The organism is Achromobacter sp. D7-1 (genome assembly GCF_059760445.1).
Genome location: NZ_JCBAMT010000043.1, coordinates 1 through 13,283 on the forward strand (window position 1 = coordinate 1; position 13,283 = coordinate 13,283).

Consider the following 13,283-nt stretch of genomic DNA (forward strand, 5'->3'; position numbering starts at 1 on the left):
GCGTTTTACTCCACCGCCTTGACCATGTCTTCCAGCACCTTCTTGGCGTCGCCGAAAACCATCATCGTGCGGTCCATGTAGAAGAGCTCGTTGTCCAGGCCCGCGTAGCCCGAGGCCATGGAGCGCTTGTTCACGATCACGGTGCGGGCTTTGTAGGCTTCGAGGATGGGCATGCCGGCGATAGGCGACTGCGGGTCGTTCTTCGCGGCGGGGTTGACCACGTCGTTCGCGCCCAGCACCAGCACCACGTCGGTCTGGCCGAACTCGCTGTTGATGTCTTCCATTTCGAAGACCTGGTCGTAGGGAACTTCGGCCTCGGCCAGCAGCACGTTCATGTGGCCGGGCATGCGTCCTGCCACCGGGTGAATGGCGTACTTGACCGTCACGCCGCGCTCGGTGAGCTTTTCGGCCAGTTCCTTCAGCGCGTGCTGCGCGCGCGCCACCGCCAGGCCATAGCCCGGAACGATGGTCACGCTTTCGGCGTTGGTCATCAGGAAGGCGGCGTCGTCGGGGCTGCCCGATTTGACGCTGCGCTGCTGTGCATCGCCCGCTGCCGCAGCGCCGCCGGCCTGGCCGCCGAAGCCGCCCAGGATCACGTTGAAGAACGAGCGGTTCATCGCCTTGCACATGATGTAGGACAGGATCGCGCCCGACGAGCCCACCAGCGAACCGGCGATGATCAGCATGGGGTTGTTCAGCGAGAAGCCGATGCCCGCCGCCGCCCAGCCCGAGTAGCTGTTCAGCATGGACACCACCACCGGCATGTCGGCGCCGCCGATCGGGATGATGATCAGCACGCCCAGCACGAAGGCGATGATCGTCATGACGATGAAGGGCGTCCATTCCTGCGTGAGCATGAACCAGATGCCGCAGCCCAGCATCAGCAGCGCCAGCGCCAGGTTCAGCATGTGCTGGCCCGAGAACACCACCGGCGCGCCCTGGAACAGGCGGAACTTGTACTTGCCCGACAGCTTGCCGAAGGCGATGACCGAACCCGAGAACGTGATGGCGCCGACGAAGGTGCCGATGAACAGCTCGAAGCGATTGCCGGTGGGGATGGGCATGCCGGCCGGCACGATGCCGAAGGCATGCGGCTCGGCCACCACGGCCACCGCGATGGCGACCGCCGCCAGGCCGATCATGCTGTGCATGAAGGCGACCAGTTCGGGCATCTTGGTCATTTCGACGCGCTTGGCCATCAGCGTGCCGATGGAGCCGCCCACCAGCAGGCCCAGCACGACCCAGCCCAGGCCGATGGTGGCGGCGCCGCTGCGGGCCAGGGCGACGATGAGCGCGGCCGTGGTCAGCACGGCGATCGCCATGCCGGCCATGCCGAACGCATTGCCCAGCCGCGAGGTGGTGGGATGCGACAGGCCCTTGAGCGCCTGGATGAAGCAGACCGAGGCGATGAGGTACAGCAGGGTGACGAGGTTCAGCGAGATCATTTCGCTTCCTCCTTGCCTGCCTTGCGGTCTTTCTTCTTGAACATTTCCAGCATGCGCCGGGTCACGAGAAAGCCGCCGAACACGTTGACCGCGGCCAGCGCAACGGCAAAGACGCCCATGCCGCGCGCCAGTCCGCCTTCGGTCAGTGCGGCCGCCAGCATGGCGCCCACGATGATGATGGCGGAAATGGCGTTGGTGACGGCCATTAGCGGCGTGTGCAGGGCGGGGGTGACGTTCCATACGACGTGGTAGCCGACATAGATGGCCAGCACGAAGATGATGAGGTTCATCAGGGTGGGGTTGATCGCTTCCATGCTGTCAGTTCCTCCGCGCCACGTTGCCGCCTTCGCACATCAGGCAGGCCGCGACGATTTCGTCGTCGCGCTGGATCGCCAGCGCGCCGTCCGCATTGATGATGAGTTTCAGGAAATCCTGGATATTGCGCGCATACAGCGCCGACGCGTCGGTCGCGACCAGACCGGGCAGGTTGGTCAGCCCGATGATGGTCACGCCGTGCTTTTCCACGATCTGCCCTTTCTCGGACAGCGGGCAATTGCCGCCGCGTTCGACCGCCAGATCCACCAGTACCGAACCCGGCTTCATGGCCGCGACGGTTTCCGCGGACACCAGCGTGGGGGCGGGGCGGCCGGGGATCAGCGCCGTGGTGATGACGATGTCGGCCTGCTTGCAGCGTTCGGACACGAGCGCGGCCTGCCGCGCCATCCAGGCGGGCGGCATGGGCCGCGCATAGCCGCCCGTGCCTTGCGCGATTTCGCGTTCTTCATCCGTTTCGAAAGGCACGTCGATGAACTTGGCGCCCAGCGATTCCACTTGTTCGCGCGCGGCGGGGCGCACGTCCGAGGCTTCGACCACCGCGCCCAGCCGCTTGGCGGTGGCGATGGCCTGCAGCCCGGCGACGCCGGTGCCCAGCACGACGGCGCGGGCCGCTTTCAGCGTGCCTGCGGCGGTCATCATCATGGGGATCAGGCGGCCGTAGTGATGCGCTGCCAGCAGCACCGCCTTGTAGCCGGCCAGGTTGGCCTGCGAGGACAGCACGTCCAGGCTCTGCGCCCGCGTGATGCGGGGCGCGGCCTCCAGCGCGAATCCCGTGAGCCCCGCGGCCGCCATTTGCTGGATGCCTTCGGCGTCGAAGGGATCCAGCATGCCGACCACGACGGCGCCGGATTTCATCTGAGGCAGTTCCGCGGCAGAAGGCGCGCGCACCTTCATGACAAGGTCTGCCCCCAACGCATCCTGGGCGCTGCCGAGCGTGGCGCCCGCTGCCTCATAGGCCTCGTCGAGATAGCGGGCGGCAGTGCCTGCCCCGCGCTCCACGACGACGGTGTGTTTGCCGCCTACGTACTTCTTGACGGTCTCCGGTGTTGCTGCGACACGAGTTTCCCCGTCTCGGGTTTCTTTTGGTATCCCGATGTGCATCTACGCCTCTCCTCATTAGTTGGCATCAGTTATACACGGGAAAGTGAAAGGAAAGGTGTCCCGCCCCCAGGGGGCGAGGGGGAAGAATCCGGCATTGCCGGAACGGCAAGGCGATCTGCCAACTCAAAAAAAAGCCCCATGGCGAACCATGGGGCTGGGGTCTTGCGACCCAACTGCTCCGGCCAGTCTGACTTTTGCGCTGGCCGGCACCAGTGCGCAAACGTCCGGCGTCAAGCCGTTTGCGCACGAGTCCAGGTGATCAGCGCGGCGGTGAGCTCGCGCAGATCGGCCTTCAGGCGGCCGTAGTTTTCAGAAGGGCGCAGCGAGACTTCGTCCATGTAGAGCTTGCGGTTGATCTCGATCTGCAGGCTGTGGCGGCCTTCTTCGGGACGGCCGAAGGCGCGCACCAGTTCCACGCCCTTGTAGGGATCGTTGACGGTGACGTTGTAGCCGCGTTCGCGCAGCCAGGCGGCGATGAATTCGCGGAAGGCCGGGTCGCTGGTGCTGCCGTCGCGGTCGCCCAGCACGAAGTCGGGGTGCACCAGGCCAGGACGGTCGGTGGCGTAGGCGCCGGCGACGCTGGGCATGGAGTGGCAGTTGATGTGCCAGACCTTGCCGAACTTCTGGTGGGCGGCGTCCAGCACCTGGCCCAGCGCGGCGTGGTAGGGCTTCCAGCAGGCGTCGATGCGGTGGCGCACTTCCGCCACCGTCAGCTTGCGGTTGTAGAGCGGCGTGCCGTCGTCCAGCATGCGCCAGATCAGGCCCTTGCCCAGCTTGACCTTGGGCGAGGCGTTGACGGCGTCGGGCCAGGCCTCGTCCAGCAGCAATTCGTCGATTTCGTCGGGCGAGCGGTTGGCGTCGATGTAGGCGCGCGGAAACGCGGCGGCAATCATCGGTACGCCCATGTCCAAGGCGTCGCCCCACAGGTCGTCAACCCAGGTGTCCTCGGCGGTGCGCAAGGCGCCAAAGTCCACCGCAGCCGCGAAATCGGGGGGGTAGGCGGTGCCGCTGTGCGGGGAGTCCAGCACAAGGGGAGCCGAGGAGTCCGAATCAGGATACTGCTGCGGGAGGTCGAGCCGGTAAGACAGGGGTTGGGTAATTCGCATAAGGGGGTGTTGCGTTCGTGAATCGGAGATCCTCGCCGCCGCGAGGGACGGCGAGGATCGAAGACCGCTTAGTCGATCTTCACGTTGGCTTCTTTGGCGATGCGCTTGTTCTTGGCGATTTCAGCCGAGATCTGCGCCGCGAATTCGGCCGGGGTGTTGGCGGCAGGCGCGGCGCCCAGGGCTTCCAGGCGGGTCTTGACGTCGGCTTCGGCGCTGACCTTCTGCACGGCGGCGTTCAGCTTGTCCAGCACGGGCTGGGGCAGCTTGGCGGGGGCCACCAGGCCGAACCAGGACGCGTCGTTCACAGCCGGCAGGCCGGCTTCGGCGAACGTGGGCACGTCGGGCAGGGCGGCCACGCGCTTGGGCGAGGCGACGGCCATGGCGATCAGGCGGCCGGACTGCACGTGCGGCAGCGAGGAAGGCAGGTTGTCATACATGACGTCGACCTGGCCGGCCAGCGCGTCGTTCAGCGCCGGACCCACGCCGCGGTACGGCACGTGCATCAGGTTGGTGCCCGAAGCCATCTTGAACAGTTCGCCCATCATGTGCGAGACCGAACCGTTGCCGGCCGACGCGTAGGTCAGCTTGCCCGGCTCGCTCTTGGCCAGCTTGATGAAGTCGGCGATGTTCTTGGCCTGGACCTTCGGGTTGATGGTCATGATGTTGGGCACGGCCGCCAGGTTCGAGATGGGCGTGAAGTCCTTCTCGCCGTCGAACGGCAGGTTCGGGTAGATGGCCGGGTTGATGCCGTGGGTGCTGACGGTGGCGATGCCCAGCGTGTAGCCGTCAGGCGCGCTGCTGGCGACGAAGGCGCTGCCGATCGAGCCGCCGGCGCCGCCGCGGTTTTCCACCACCACGGTCTGGCCCAGTTCCTTGCCCAGCTTGTCGGCGAACAGGCGGCCGACGATGTCGGTGGTGCCTCCGGGCGGGAACGGAACGATCAGGCGGATGGGCTTGGTCGGATACGCGTCTTCAGCGTGCGCGATGCCCGAGGTCAGCGGCGTGGCCAGGGTCGCGGCGGCGACGCACAGGCCCAGTACTACATTACGGCGTTGCATGGATTCCCCTAATGAATTGGAAAGCGGATGCGCAAAGGCAGACGCAAACGCAACGATTCTTTCCTGGCGGTCGGGTTTGCGCAAACGAAAGTTTCTCCGTAAGCTATGAGTTTTTTTCATGCCTCTTTTCGCGGCGGCCCGGAACGCGGCTGTTTCGACTGTGCGGCCTGAAACAATTTGCGTACCCCATCCATGCGGCGTTTCTGTCCTTCTCTTACCGATCTCCAGGCGTTTGAAGTCGCCGCCAGACATAGCAGTTTCACGCGCGCGGCTCAGGAATTGTGTGTCACCCAGGGCGCGGTCAGTAAGCAGGTGAAACATTTGGAGGAGTTCGTCGGCATCGAACTATTCCTGCGGATCAGGCAAGGCCTGGTTCTGACCGAGGCTGGACGCAGTTATCTGACCAAGATCCAGGCCGGCCTGGGGCAGATCGAAGCCGCGACCGTGGAGCTGATCGCGCACCAGGGGCAGGGCGGCACGCTGAACCTGACCTGTATGCCGACCTTCGGCGCGCGCTGGTTGATCCCGCGCCTGACCGCCTTCATGCGCCTGCGGCCGGACATCCATGTCGAGTTCCTGCCCCACCGGCAGGGCTATGACTTTTCCACGCCGGAACTGGACGCCGCCGTGCGCTTCGGCGAGGGCATCTGGCCGGGCAGCGGGGCGGACTACATCGTCGGCCGCGAAATCCTGCCGGTCTGTAGTCCGCGCCTGATTCCGGGCGGTTGCGCCACGCCGGCAGATCTGCTGGCCTACCCGCTGTTGCACCATACCTCGGCGCTGGACGGCTGGCGCGACTGGTTCGAGCAAGCCGGTTGCGATACCCGGCGCAGCCTGGAAGGCGCGCGCTTCGACCAGTACGCGCTGTTGTCGCAGGCGGCCGCGGCCGGCTTCGGCGTGGCGCTGATTCCGCGCTGCCTGATCGAGGACGAACTGCGCGACGGCAAGTTGGCCGTCGCTATCCAGCTGCCTATCCGGGCGCGCATGGGGTACTACCTGTGCTATCCGGAGCAGAAAGCCAATCTGCCCACTTTGCAGGCTTTCCGCACCTGGCTGATGGAAGTATCGCGCGCGGCCGAGCCGCAGCCGCGGGAAGATGCCCCGTCCGATCTAAAATAGATCCATCATGAATCAAAAATCTACCAAGAAAGGCCGCGTTGTCGTCGGCATGTCCGGCGGGGTCGATTCTTCGGTCACCGCCTGGCTGCTCAAGCAGCAAGGCTATGAGGTCGTCGGCCTGTTCATGAAGAACTGGGAAGACGACGACGATTCCGAATACTGCTCCACCCGCCAGGACCTGCTGGACGCCGCCAGCGTCGCGGACCTGGTCGGCGTCGAGTTCGAGTTCGTCAATTTCGCCGCCGAATACAAGGACCGCGTGTTCGCGGAGTTCCTGCGCGAGTACTCCGCGGGCCGCACGCCCAATCCGGACGTGCTGTGCAACGCCGAGATCAAGTTCAAGGCCTTCCTGGACCACGCGATGGCGCTGGGCGCCGAGCACATCGCCACGGGCCACTACGCGCGGGTGCGCGAGGTGCCGGCCGTGGGCGGCGGCACGCAGTTCCAGCTGCTCAAGGCGCTGGACGCATCCAAGGACCAGAGCTACTTCCTGCATCGCCTGAACCAGGCGCAGCTCTCGCGCACCATGTTCCCGCTGGGCGAGATCCACAAGACCGAAGTGCGGCGCATCGCGCACGAGATCGGCTTGCACAACGCCGCCAAGAAGGATTCCACCGGCATCTGCTTCATCGGCGAGCGGCCGTTCCGGGAATTCCTGAACCGCTATCTGCCGACCGAGCCGGGTCCGATCATGACGCCGGAAGGGCAGAAGGTCGGACGCCACGAAGGGCTGTCCTTCTACACGCTGGGCCAGCGCAAGGGCCTGGGCGTGGGCGGGGTGAAGGGACGCCAGCGCGAGGACGGCACGGCCGAAGCCTGGTACGTGGCGCGCAAGGACCTGGAGCGCAATGTGCTTTACGTGGTGCAGGGGCACGACCACCCATGGCTGCTGTCGGGTGAGCTGCGGGCGCAGGACGCCAGCTGGGTCGCGGGCCACGCGCCGGCCGCCGGCACGTATGGCGCCAAGACGCGTTACCGGCAGGCCGATGCTGCCTGCCGCCTGGACGGCGCTGCCGACGGCACCTTCAACCTGAGCTTCAGCGAGCCGCAGTGGGCGGTGACCCCCGGACAGTCCGCCGTGCTTTACGATGGCGAGGTTTGCCTGGGCGGCGGCATCATCCTGTAGGCGCCGCGCCGGCATCCGCCGCGCGGCGTGTACGGACTTCAATCAAAGCCCCTCGGGCGCGGCCCGTGGGGCTTTGTTCATTACCAAGAAGAAAGAGGAGAGAGTTGTGGATGTAACGATGGTGATTTGCCTGCTGGTGCTGGGCGGAGTGGTGGGTTTCGCCGCGGGCCTGCTGGGCATAGGCGGGGGCATGCTGCTGGTGCCATTCCTGACAATGCTGTTCGCGTGGAAGGGCATGCCTGCCGACCTGGTGGTGCACGCCGCCATCGCCACGTCGATGACCTCGATCCTGTTCACCTCCATTTCCAGCGTGCGGGCGCACCAGCAGCGCGGCACCATCAAATGGAACATCGTCTGGGCGATGGCGCCGGGCATCATCATCGGCGGCCTGCTGTCCGGCGGCGCGGTGTTCGCCGCGCTCAGCACGCTGTGGCTGTCGCTGTTCTTCGCGCTGTTCGTCGGCTATTCCGGCTGGAGCATGCTGCAGAACAAGAAGCCCAAGCCCAGCCGCCAGATGCCGGGCGTGGTGGGCACCAGCGCGGCGGGGGCGGGCATCGGCTTTCTGTCCGGCCTGGTGGGCGCGGGCGGTGGCTTCTTGTCGGTGCCGTTCATGGTCTGGTGCAACGTAGCCTTGCACAACGCGGTGTCGACCTCGGCAGCGCTGGGCTTTCCCATCGCGCTGGCCAATAGCGTGGGCTACGTGGTGTCAGGACTGAATTCGGGCGAAGCGCGTCCCGGCATGCTGGGCTACATCTACTGGCCGGCCTTGATTGCGCTGGTGTGCACCAGCGTGCTGACGGCGCCGCTGGGCGCGCGCATGGCGCACCGCCTGCCGGTGCAGACCTTGAAGCGAGTGTTTGCCTGCCTGCTGTTCGCGCTGGCCGCGTACATGCTGTTCAAGGCCTGGCAGACGTTCACCAGTTGAGCCGGGTACGGCTGCGCCGATGGATAGGCGCAGCCGACGCGCAAGCGTAGACGGAACAGAAACGTAGGCGGAACAGAAACGTAGGCGGAGCAGAGGCGCCGCCTACGAGAAGCGAGGCCGCACGGATCCGGCTCCGCCGGTCCGTAGCGGCGCCCCCTGGGGGGAGGCGCGCAGCGCCTCGGGGGGGGCTTATCCTGGAACGGTATCGACGAACGATTGGCGTTGCGACAGCTTGTCGTACAGGCGGGCCAGGTTCTGGTGGTTGGTACGCCAGTCGAGCGCGGCGAAGCGCAGGTCCAGGTAGCCCAGCGCGCAGCCGACGGCGATGTCGGCCAGGCTGTAGTTGATGCCCATACAGTGGGCGTTGTCGCCCAGGCTCTTGTTCATGGCGTCGAGGCTGGCGTGGATCTTGGAGTACTGGCGTTCGATCCATTCGGGGCTGCGCTGAGCCTCGGGACGCTGGTTTTCCTTGACGATGGTCACGCAGGCGTCCAGGAGGCCATCGGCGATGGCTTCCCAGCACTTGACGGCCGCGCGGTCGCGCCCCGGCTGAGGAATCAGGCGGGCGACCGGGGACAGGGTGTCGACGTATTCGACGATGACGCGCGAATCGAAGAGGGCGCCGCCATCTTCCATGACCAGGCAAGGTACCTTGCCCAGCGGGTTGTACGTTTGGATCTGCGTGTCGGCGGACCAGACGTTTTCGAGTTCAAGCCGGTAGTCCAGCTTTTTCTCGGCCATGACGATACGCACTTTGCGCACGTAAGGACTGGTAAGCGAGCCGATCAGTTTCATGGAGTCACAAGCGGAGTCGGAAAGCGGCCGAAGTATAGCAGGCCGCATGACGGCAGACGGCCAAGAGGCCGGAATCTTCGTCAGTTTGCCACAATGTTGCATGCTTCCGGATGATAAAATCGCCCGATTCGCTCATTCCCCGCTTTTTCTTTCCCATACCATGCAAATCGCCGATCAGCTCAGCCAACTCAACGCCCTTTCGCCATTGGATGGCCGGTACGCTTCCCGGGGCGACGCGCTGCGCGGCCTGCTCTCCGAAGCCGGCTTCATGGCGCATCGCGTCGAAGTCGAGGTGGCCTGGCTGATCGCGCTGTCGGATGCCGGCCTGCCGGAACTGCCCGCCTTCTCCGAAGCCGCCCGCGCCCGCCTGCAACAATTGGTGCGCGACTTCTCGGAAGCGGACGCCGCCCGCATCAAGGACATCGAACGCGTCACCAACCATGACGTCAAGGCCGTTGAGTACTGGTTGAAGGAAAAAGTGGCCGATGACGCCGAGCTGGCCCGCGCCGCCGAGTTCATCCACTTCGCCTGCACCTCCGAGGACATCAACAACACCTCGCACGCGCTGATGCTGACCCGCGCCCGCAACGAGGTCGTGGTGCCGCGCCTGCGTGAACTGGCCGCCAAGCTGAACGACATGGCCGTGGCCCAGGCCGACCAGCCCATGCTGTCGCGCACGCACGGCCAGCCCGCCAGCCCGACGACCCTGGGCAAGGAATTCGCCAACGTGGCCGCGCGCCTGAACCGCGCCATCGCCGCCGTCGAGGCCGTCGAACCGCTGGCCAAGCTGAACGGCGCCACCGGCAACTACAACGCCCACCTCTCGGCCTACCCCGAGATCGATTGGCCCGCTTTCAGCCAGCGCGTGCTGGCTGGCCTGGGCCTGACCCAGAACCGCCACACCATCCAGATCGAACCCCACGACTGGATGTCGGCGCTGTTCGATGCCATCACGCGTGCCAACATCATTGTGCTGGACCTGGACCGCGACATCTGGGGCTACGTGGCGCTGGGCTACTTCAAGCAGCGCCTGAAGGAAGGCGAGGTCGGCTCGTCTACCATGCCGCACAAGGTCAACCCGATCGACTTCGAAAACTCCGAGGGCAATCTGGGCCTGGCCAACGCCGTGCTGCGCCACCTCGCCGACAAGCTGCCGATCTCCCGCTGGCAGCGCGACCTGACCGACTCCACCGTGCTGCGCAACCTGGGCGTGGGCCTGGGCTACTGCCTGGTGGCCTGGGACGCCTGCATGCGCGGGCTGGGCAAGCTGGAAGTCAACACCGCGGCCATCGACGCCGACATCGACGCTTGCTGGGAAGTGCTGGCTGAACCGGTGCAGACCGTCATGCGCCGCTATGGCTTGCCGCAGCCGTACGAACAGCTCAAGGCTTTGACGCGCGGCAAGGGCATCACCGAGGAAGGTCTGCGAGAATTCATCCAGGGCCTGGCCCTGCCCGAAGAGCCCAAGGCGCGCCTGCTGGCGATGACCCCGCGCTCCTATATCGGGCTGGCGGCCGACTTGGCCCGGGCGGTATAGTCGCCTTGCCGCGCGCCTGGGGCGCGCGGCCTCTGTTGACCTTACGGGAGATTGCAATGAAGAAGTTGTCCACGCTCGCCGCGTTGGCCTGTATGACGGTTGGGCCGCTGCTGGCGACGAGCGCGTCCGCGCAGTTCGCCAAGCCCGAGGATGCGGTCAAATACCGCCAGTCGGCGCTGACGCTGATGGCTTCCCACTTCGGCCGCATGGCGCCGGTGGTCAAGGGCCAGCAACCCTATGACGCCGCGCAGATCAAGGCCAATGTGGAAGTGCTGAAGACCTTGTCGGCCTTGCCGTGGACGGCTTTCGGCGCGGGCACGGAGGGCGGCGATGCGCGTCCCGAAGTCTGGAGCGACGCTGCGGGCTTCAAGCAGAAGCAGCAGGCCTTCCAGGACAACATCGTCAAGCTGTCGGCCGCCGCCGATGCCGGCGACCTGGACAAGCTGCGCGCCGCGTTTGGCGATGTCGGCGCAAGCTGCAAGGCCTGCCACGACTCGTACCGCAAGAAGAAATAAAGCGCCGGCCGTCCGCGGGCGGCATGTGGGCAAAGAGGCGCCAGCGGAATCGTTGGCGCTTTTTTTTGGTCATTGCGGGGCGTGGGCCGCGGTTCTCGGACCATGGGCGCATCCCGTTTCAGGGAGAGCGCATGAAATCCTTTGAGGATCTGGTGGCCGAGGCCGAAGCTGCCGACGTGAACGGTTGGGGTTTCGACTGGCTGTCGGGGCGGGCCTCCGAGGAGCGCCCGCCTTGGGGTTATGCCAATCGACTCGCCCAGCGCTTGGCCCGTGTGCAGTCGGCGCTGGATTTGGACACGGGCGGTGGCGAGGTGCTGGGCGAGGCCGCCAGCTTTCCGCCGGTGATGCATGCGACCGAAGCCTGGCCGCCCAATGCCAGGAAAGCGCATGAGCGCCTGGCCGCGCGCGGCGTGCAAGTGGTGCAGACCGCGCACGGCGCCGCGCTGCCATTCACCGACGCCTCGTTCGAATTGGTGACGTCCAGGCATCCCGTGAGTCCGGACTGGATAGAGATCCATCGTGTGCTCAAGCCGGGCGGACATTACTTTGCGCAGCACGTGGGGCCGGCTTCCGCGTTCGAACTGATTGAGTATTTTCTCGGGCCATTGCCGCAGGAACGGCGCCTGCGCGATCCGCGGGATGAAGCCGCCGACGCCGCGGCGGCAGGGCTGACCGTGACGGATTTGCGCACGGCGCGCTGCCGGATGGTGTTCCACGACGTGGGCGCCGTGGTCTGGATTCTGCGCAAGTGCGTGTGGTGGGTGCCGGGCTTTTCGGCGCGGAAGTACCATGACGCGCTGTTGGCGCTGGATATGCGGATGCGCCGCGGGGAGCCGTTGGTGGCTCACTCGACGCGGCATCTGATCGAGGCGCGGCGTTGAGGCTGCGCAGCGCTGCTTTCGCGCCGCGCGGACGGATCAGGAAAAAGACATATCGGCGGCCACTTCCAGCGACCGGATCCACAGCACCAGGCCCGTGACGCATGCGCCCAGCACCAGGGCGCGCAGCCAGACGGCAAAGCCGTCCTGCGTGGGCGGGGTGCCGGCGGGCACGTCCTTGGCGTCGACCTTGCCCGTGATGATGGCGCGCACCAGGCGCTTGCGGCGCACCAGCGCGTACCAGAGCACCGCGGCCAGGTGCAGGGCGACCAGCGCCAGGATGACCCACTCGTTGAGCTTGTGCCAGGAGGTCATGGCGCCGGACACGGTTTCGCTGACGAGCCCGAACAGCGGACCCTGCGTCATGATGTCGTCGGTTGTGAACAGGCCGCTGACCGCCTGGAAGCCGATCACCAGCAGCAGCGCCAGCACCGACAGCGCACCCAGCGGGTTGTGGCCGGCGGGCGCCGCGGCGCCCTTGAGGTATCGGGCCACGGCAGCCGGGCCGCGCACGAACTGCGAGAAGCGGGCGTAGCGGGGGCCGAAGAATCCCCACAGCAGGCGGAACAGGATCAGGCCCAGCGCCGCGCAGCCGAAGCGCACGTGCCAATCCATGTACAGGCCGCCCAGCTTGACGCTGACGAACGCGCCGACGATACAGGCGACCAGCGCCCAGTGGAATAGACGGGTGGGAAGGTCCCAGATATGGACCGCGAGACGATTGTTCTGCATGGAGGGATCGCCAGGGCTGTGTTGCCGGGGACTTTATCACGCACAAATTGCCCCGTTGCGTGTGCAACGGGGCGGGGCACTGCTTCAGTGGGTGTTGCGGCGCACCGGCACGATGCGATGCACGTGCTCATGGCGGAAGCGGATGCGTTGGCCAGGAGCCTCTTGCGCAGGCGCTCCGCAGGGCACGACTTCGGTCGTGTAGGTCGTGGTGCCGTTGATCGGCGCGTTGTAGATGACCGTGGCGCGGATTTCCGGGCCATTCGCGGGCTTCAGGTAAACGATGTCGCCAATATGGATCGGCATGTTGTCCAGCGTGCTGTGGGCCGGGCGTCGGATCAGATCCGAGGTAGTGAAACGAGTATTCATGGTGTTTGTTCTCTTGGTTTCTAGTTATGTGAAAAGCCGCGTCAGGCCACATGACGCGCGGCATTCCTGCCGCTGCCAGCCGTATCGAATCGGGCGGGCGTGTGGTGACACTAACGCATTTCTGCCGCCGTCCCTTTGCGCATTCTCATGTTTTTTGCGCGCGCGGGCTGACGGTGCGATGCTGTCCATCAGTCCGGGACGGCATCATTTCGGGCTGTGCGATGCGCAAGGCATGCAGGGGTCC

The 13,283-nt window shown here is 65.8% G+C and carries 14 protein-coding genes; 6 read left to right on the top strand and 8 right to left on the bottom strand.

Going from position 1 to position 13,283, the window contains the following annotated elements:
• Window positions 1–5: 5 nt before the first annotated feature.
• The 5 genes from AC6LKD_RS18495 to AC6LKD_RS18515 all read right to left on the bottom strand — a co-directional run bounded on the left by AC6LKD_RS18495 (window position 6) and on the right by AC6LKD_RS18515 (window position 5,046).
• Window positions 6–1,445: an NAD(P)(+) transhydrogenase (Re/Si-specific) subunit beta gene (locus tag AC6LKD_RS18495; RefSeq protein WP_013392580.1), complete on the bottom strand. Its 1,440-nt coding sequence runs from the start codon at window positions 1,443–1,445 to the stop codon at window positions 6–8.
• Window positions 1,442–1,759 (bottom strand): NAD(P) transhydrogenase subunit alpha part 2, encoded by a 318-nt coding sequence (locus AC6LKD_RS18500; protein WP_013392581.1) that lies wholly within the window; start codon window positions 1,757–1,759, stop codon window positions 1,442–1,444. The genes AC6LKD_RS18495 and AC6LKD_RS18500 overlap by 4 nt, the downstream gene beginning before the upstream one ends.
• A 4-nt stretch (window positions 1,760–1,763) precedes the next feature.
• Complete coding sequence (locus tag AC6LKD_RS18505) at window positions 1,764–2,882, bottom strand: Re/Si-specific NAD(P)(+) transhydrogenase subunit alpha (protein ID WP_013392582.1); 1,119 nt, start codon at window positions 2,880–2,882, stop codon at window positions 1,764–1,766.
• 230 nt (window positions 2,883–3,112) lie between these two features.
• Window positions 3,113–3,988, bottom strand: a complete 876-nt coding sequence (locus AC6LKD_RS18510; protein ID WP_492274677.1) for an N-formylglutamate amidohydrolase — start codon at window positions 3,986–3,988, stop codon at window positions 3,113–3,115.
• Window positions 3,989–4,056: 68 nt separating this feature from the next.
• On the bottom strand, window positions 4,057–5,046 hold the full coding sequence (locus tag AC6LKD_RS18515; protein WP_013392584.1) for a Bug family tripartite tricarboxylate transporter substrate binding protein: 990 nt from the start codon (window positions 5,044–5,046) through the stop codon (window positions 4,057–4,059).
• A gap of 192 nt (window positions 5,047–5,238) precedes the next feature.
• On the opposite strand from AC6LKD_RS18515, the gene gcvA reads away from it, so the two are divergent.
• The 3 genes from gcvA (at window position 5,239) to AC6LKD_RS18530 (ending at window position 8,216) form a co-directional block, all read left to right on the top strand.
• Window positions 5,239–6,165, top strand: a complete 927-nt coding sequence (gene gcvA / locus AC6LKD_RS18520; protein ID WP_013392585.1) for a transcriptional regulator GcvA — start codon at window positions 5,239–5,241, stop codon at window positions 6,163–6,165.
• A 7-nt stretch (window positions 6,166–6,172) separates the two neighbouring features.
• Window positions 6,173–7,291 carry a tRNA 2-thiouridine(34) synthase MnmA gene (gene mnmA, locus AC6LKD_RS18525; RefSeq protein WP_498117058.1) on the top strand — a complete coding sequence of 373 codons (1,119 nt, stop codon included), beginning with the start codon at window positions 6,173–6,175 and terminating at the stop codon, window positions 7,289–7,291.
• A 106-nt stretch (window positions 7,292–7,397) separates the two neighbouring features.
• Window positions 7,398–8,216 carry a sulfite exporter TauE/SafE family protein gene (locus AC6LKD_RS18530; RefSeq protein WP_498117059.1) on the top strand — a complete coding sequence of 273 codons (819 nt, stop codon included), beginning with the start codon at window positions 7,398–7,400 and terminating at the stop codon, window positions 8,214–8,216.
• Between the two features lie 189 nt (window positions 8,217–8,405).
• Here the strand turns inward: AC6LKD_RS18530 and AC6LKD_RS18535 are convergent, their stop codons facing one another.
• Complete coding sequence (locus tag AC6LKD_RS18535) at window positions 8,406–9,011, bottom strand: glutathione S-transferase (RefSeq protein ID WP_013392588.1); 606 nt, start codon at window positions 9,009–9,011, stop codon at window positions 8,406–8,408.
• A gap of 160 nt (window positions 9,012–9,171) precedes the next feature.
• On the opposite strand from AC6LKD_RS18535, the gene purB reads away from it, so the two are divergent.
• The 3 genes from purB to AC6LKD_RS18550 all read left to right on the top strand — a co-directional run bounded on the left by purB (window position 9,172) and on the right by AC6LKD_RS18550 (window position 11,944).
• Window positions 9,172–10,548: an adenylosuccinate lyase gene (purB, locus tag AC6LKD_RS18540; RefSeq protein WP_013392589.1), complete on the top strand. Its 1,377-nt coding sequence runs from the start codon at window positions 9,172–9,174 to the stop codon at window positions 10,546–10,548.
• Between the two features lie 56 nt (window positions 10,549–10,604).
• Window positions 10,605–11,063: a c-type cytochrome gene (locus AC6LKD_RS18545; protein ID WP_013392590.1), complete on the top strand. Its 459-nt coding sequence runs from the start codon at window positions 10,605–10,607 to the stop codon at window positions 11,061–11,063.
• 131 nt (window positions 11,064–11,194) lie between these two features.
• On the top strand, window positions 11,195–11,944 hold the full coding sequence (locus AC6LKD_RS18550; protein ID WP_498117060.1) for a class I SAM-dependent methyltransferase: 750 nt from the start codon (window positions 11,195–11,197) through the stop codon (window positions 11,942–11,944).
• Window positions 11,945–11,980: 36 nt separating this feature from the next.
• On the opposite strand, the gene AC6LKD_RS18555 is transcribed toward AC6LKD_RS18550, so the two are convergent.
• Both AC6LKD_RS18555 and AC6LKD_RS18560 read right to left on the bottom strand, forming a co-directional pair.
• Window positions 11,981–12,673 carry a cytochrome b/b6 domain-containing protein gene (locus tag AC6LKD_RS18555; RefSeq protein WP_013392592.1) on the bottom strand — a complete coding sequence of 231 codons (693 nt, stop codon included), beginning with the start codon at window positions 12,671–12,673 and terminating at the stop codon, window positions 11,981–11,983.
• Between the two features lie 84 nt (window positions 12,674–12,757).
• A complete protein-coding gene (locus AC6LKD_RS18560) occupies window positions 12,758–13,039 on the bottom strand; it encodes a hypothetical protein (RefSeq protein WP_013392593.1) in 282 nt (93 codons plus the stop codon).
• Window positions 13,040–13,283 lie beyond the last annotated feature (244 nt).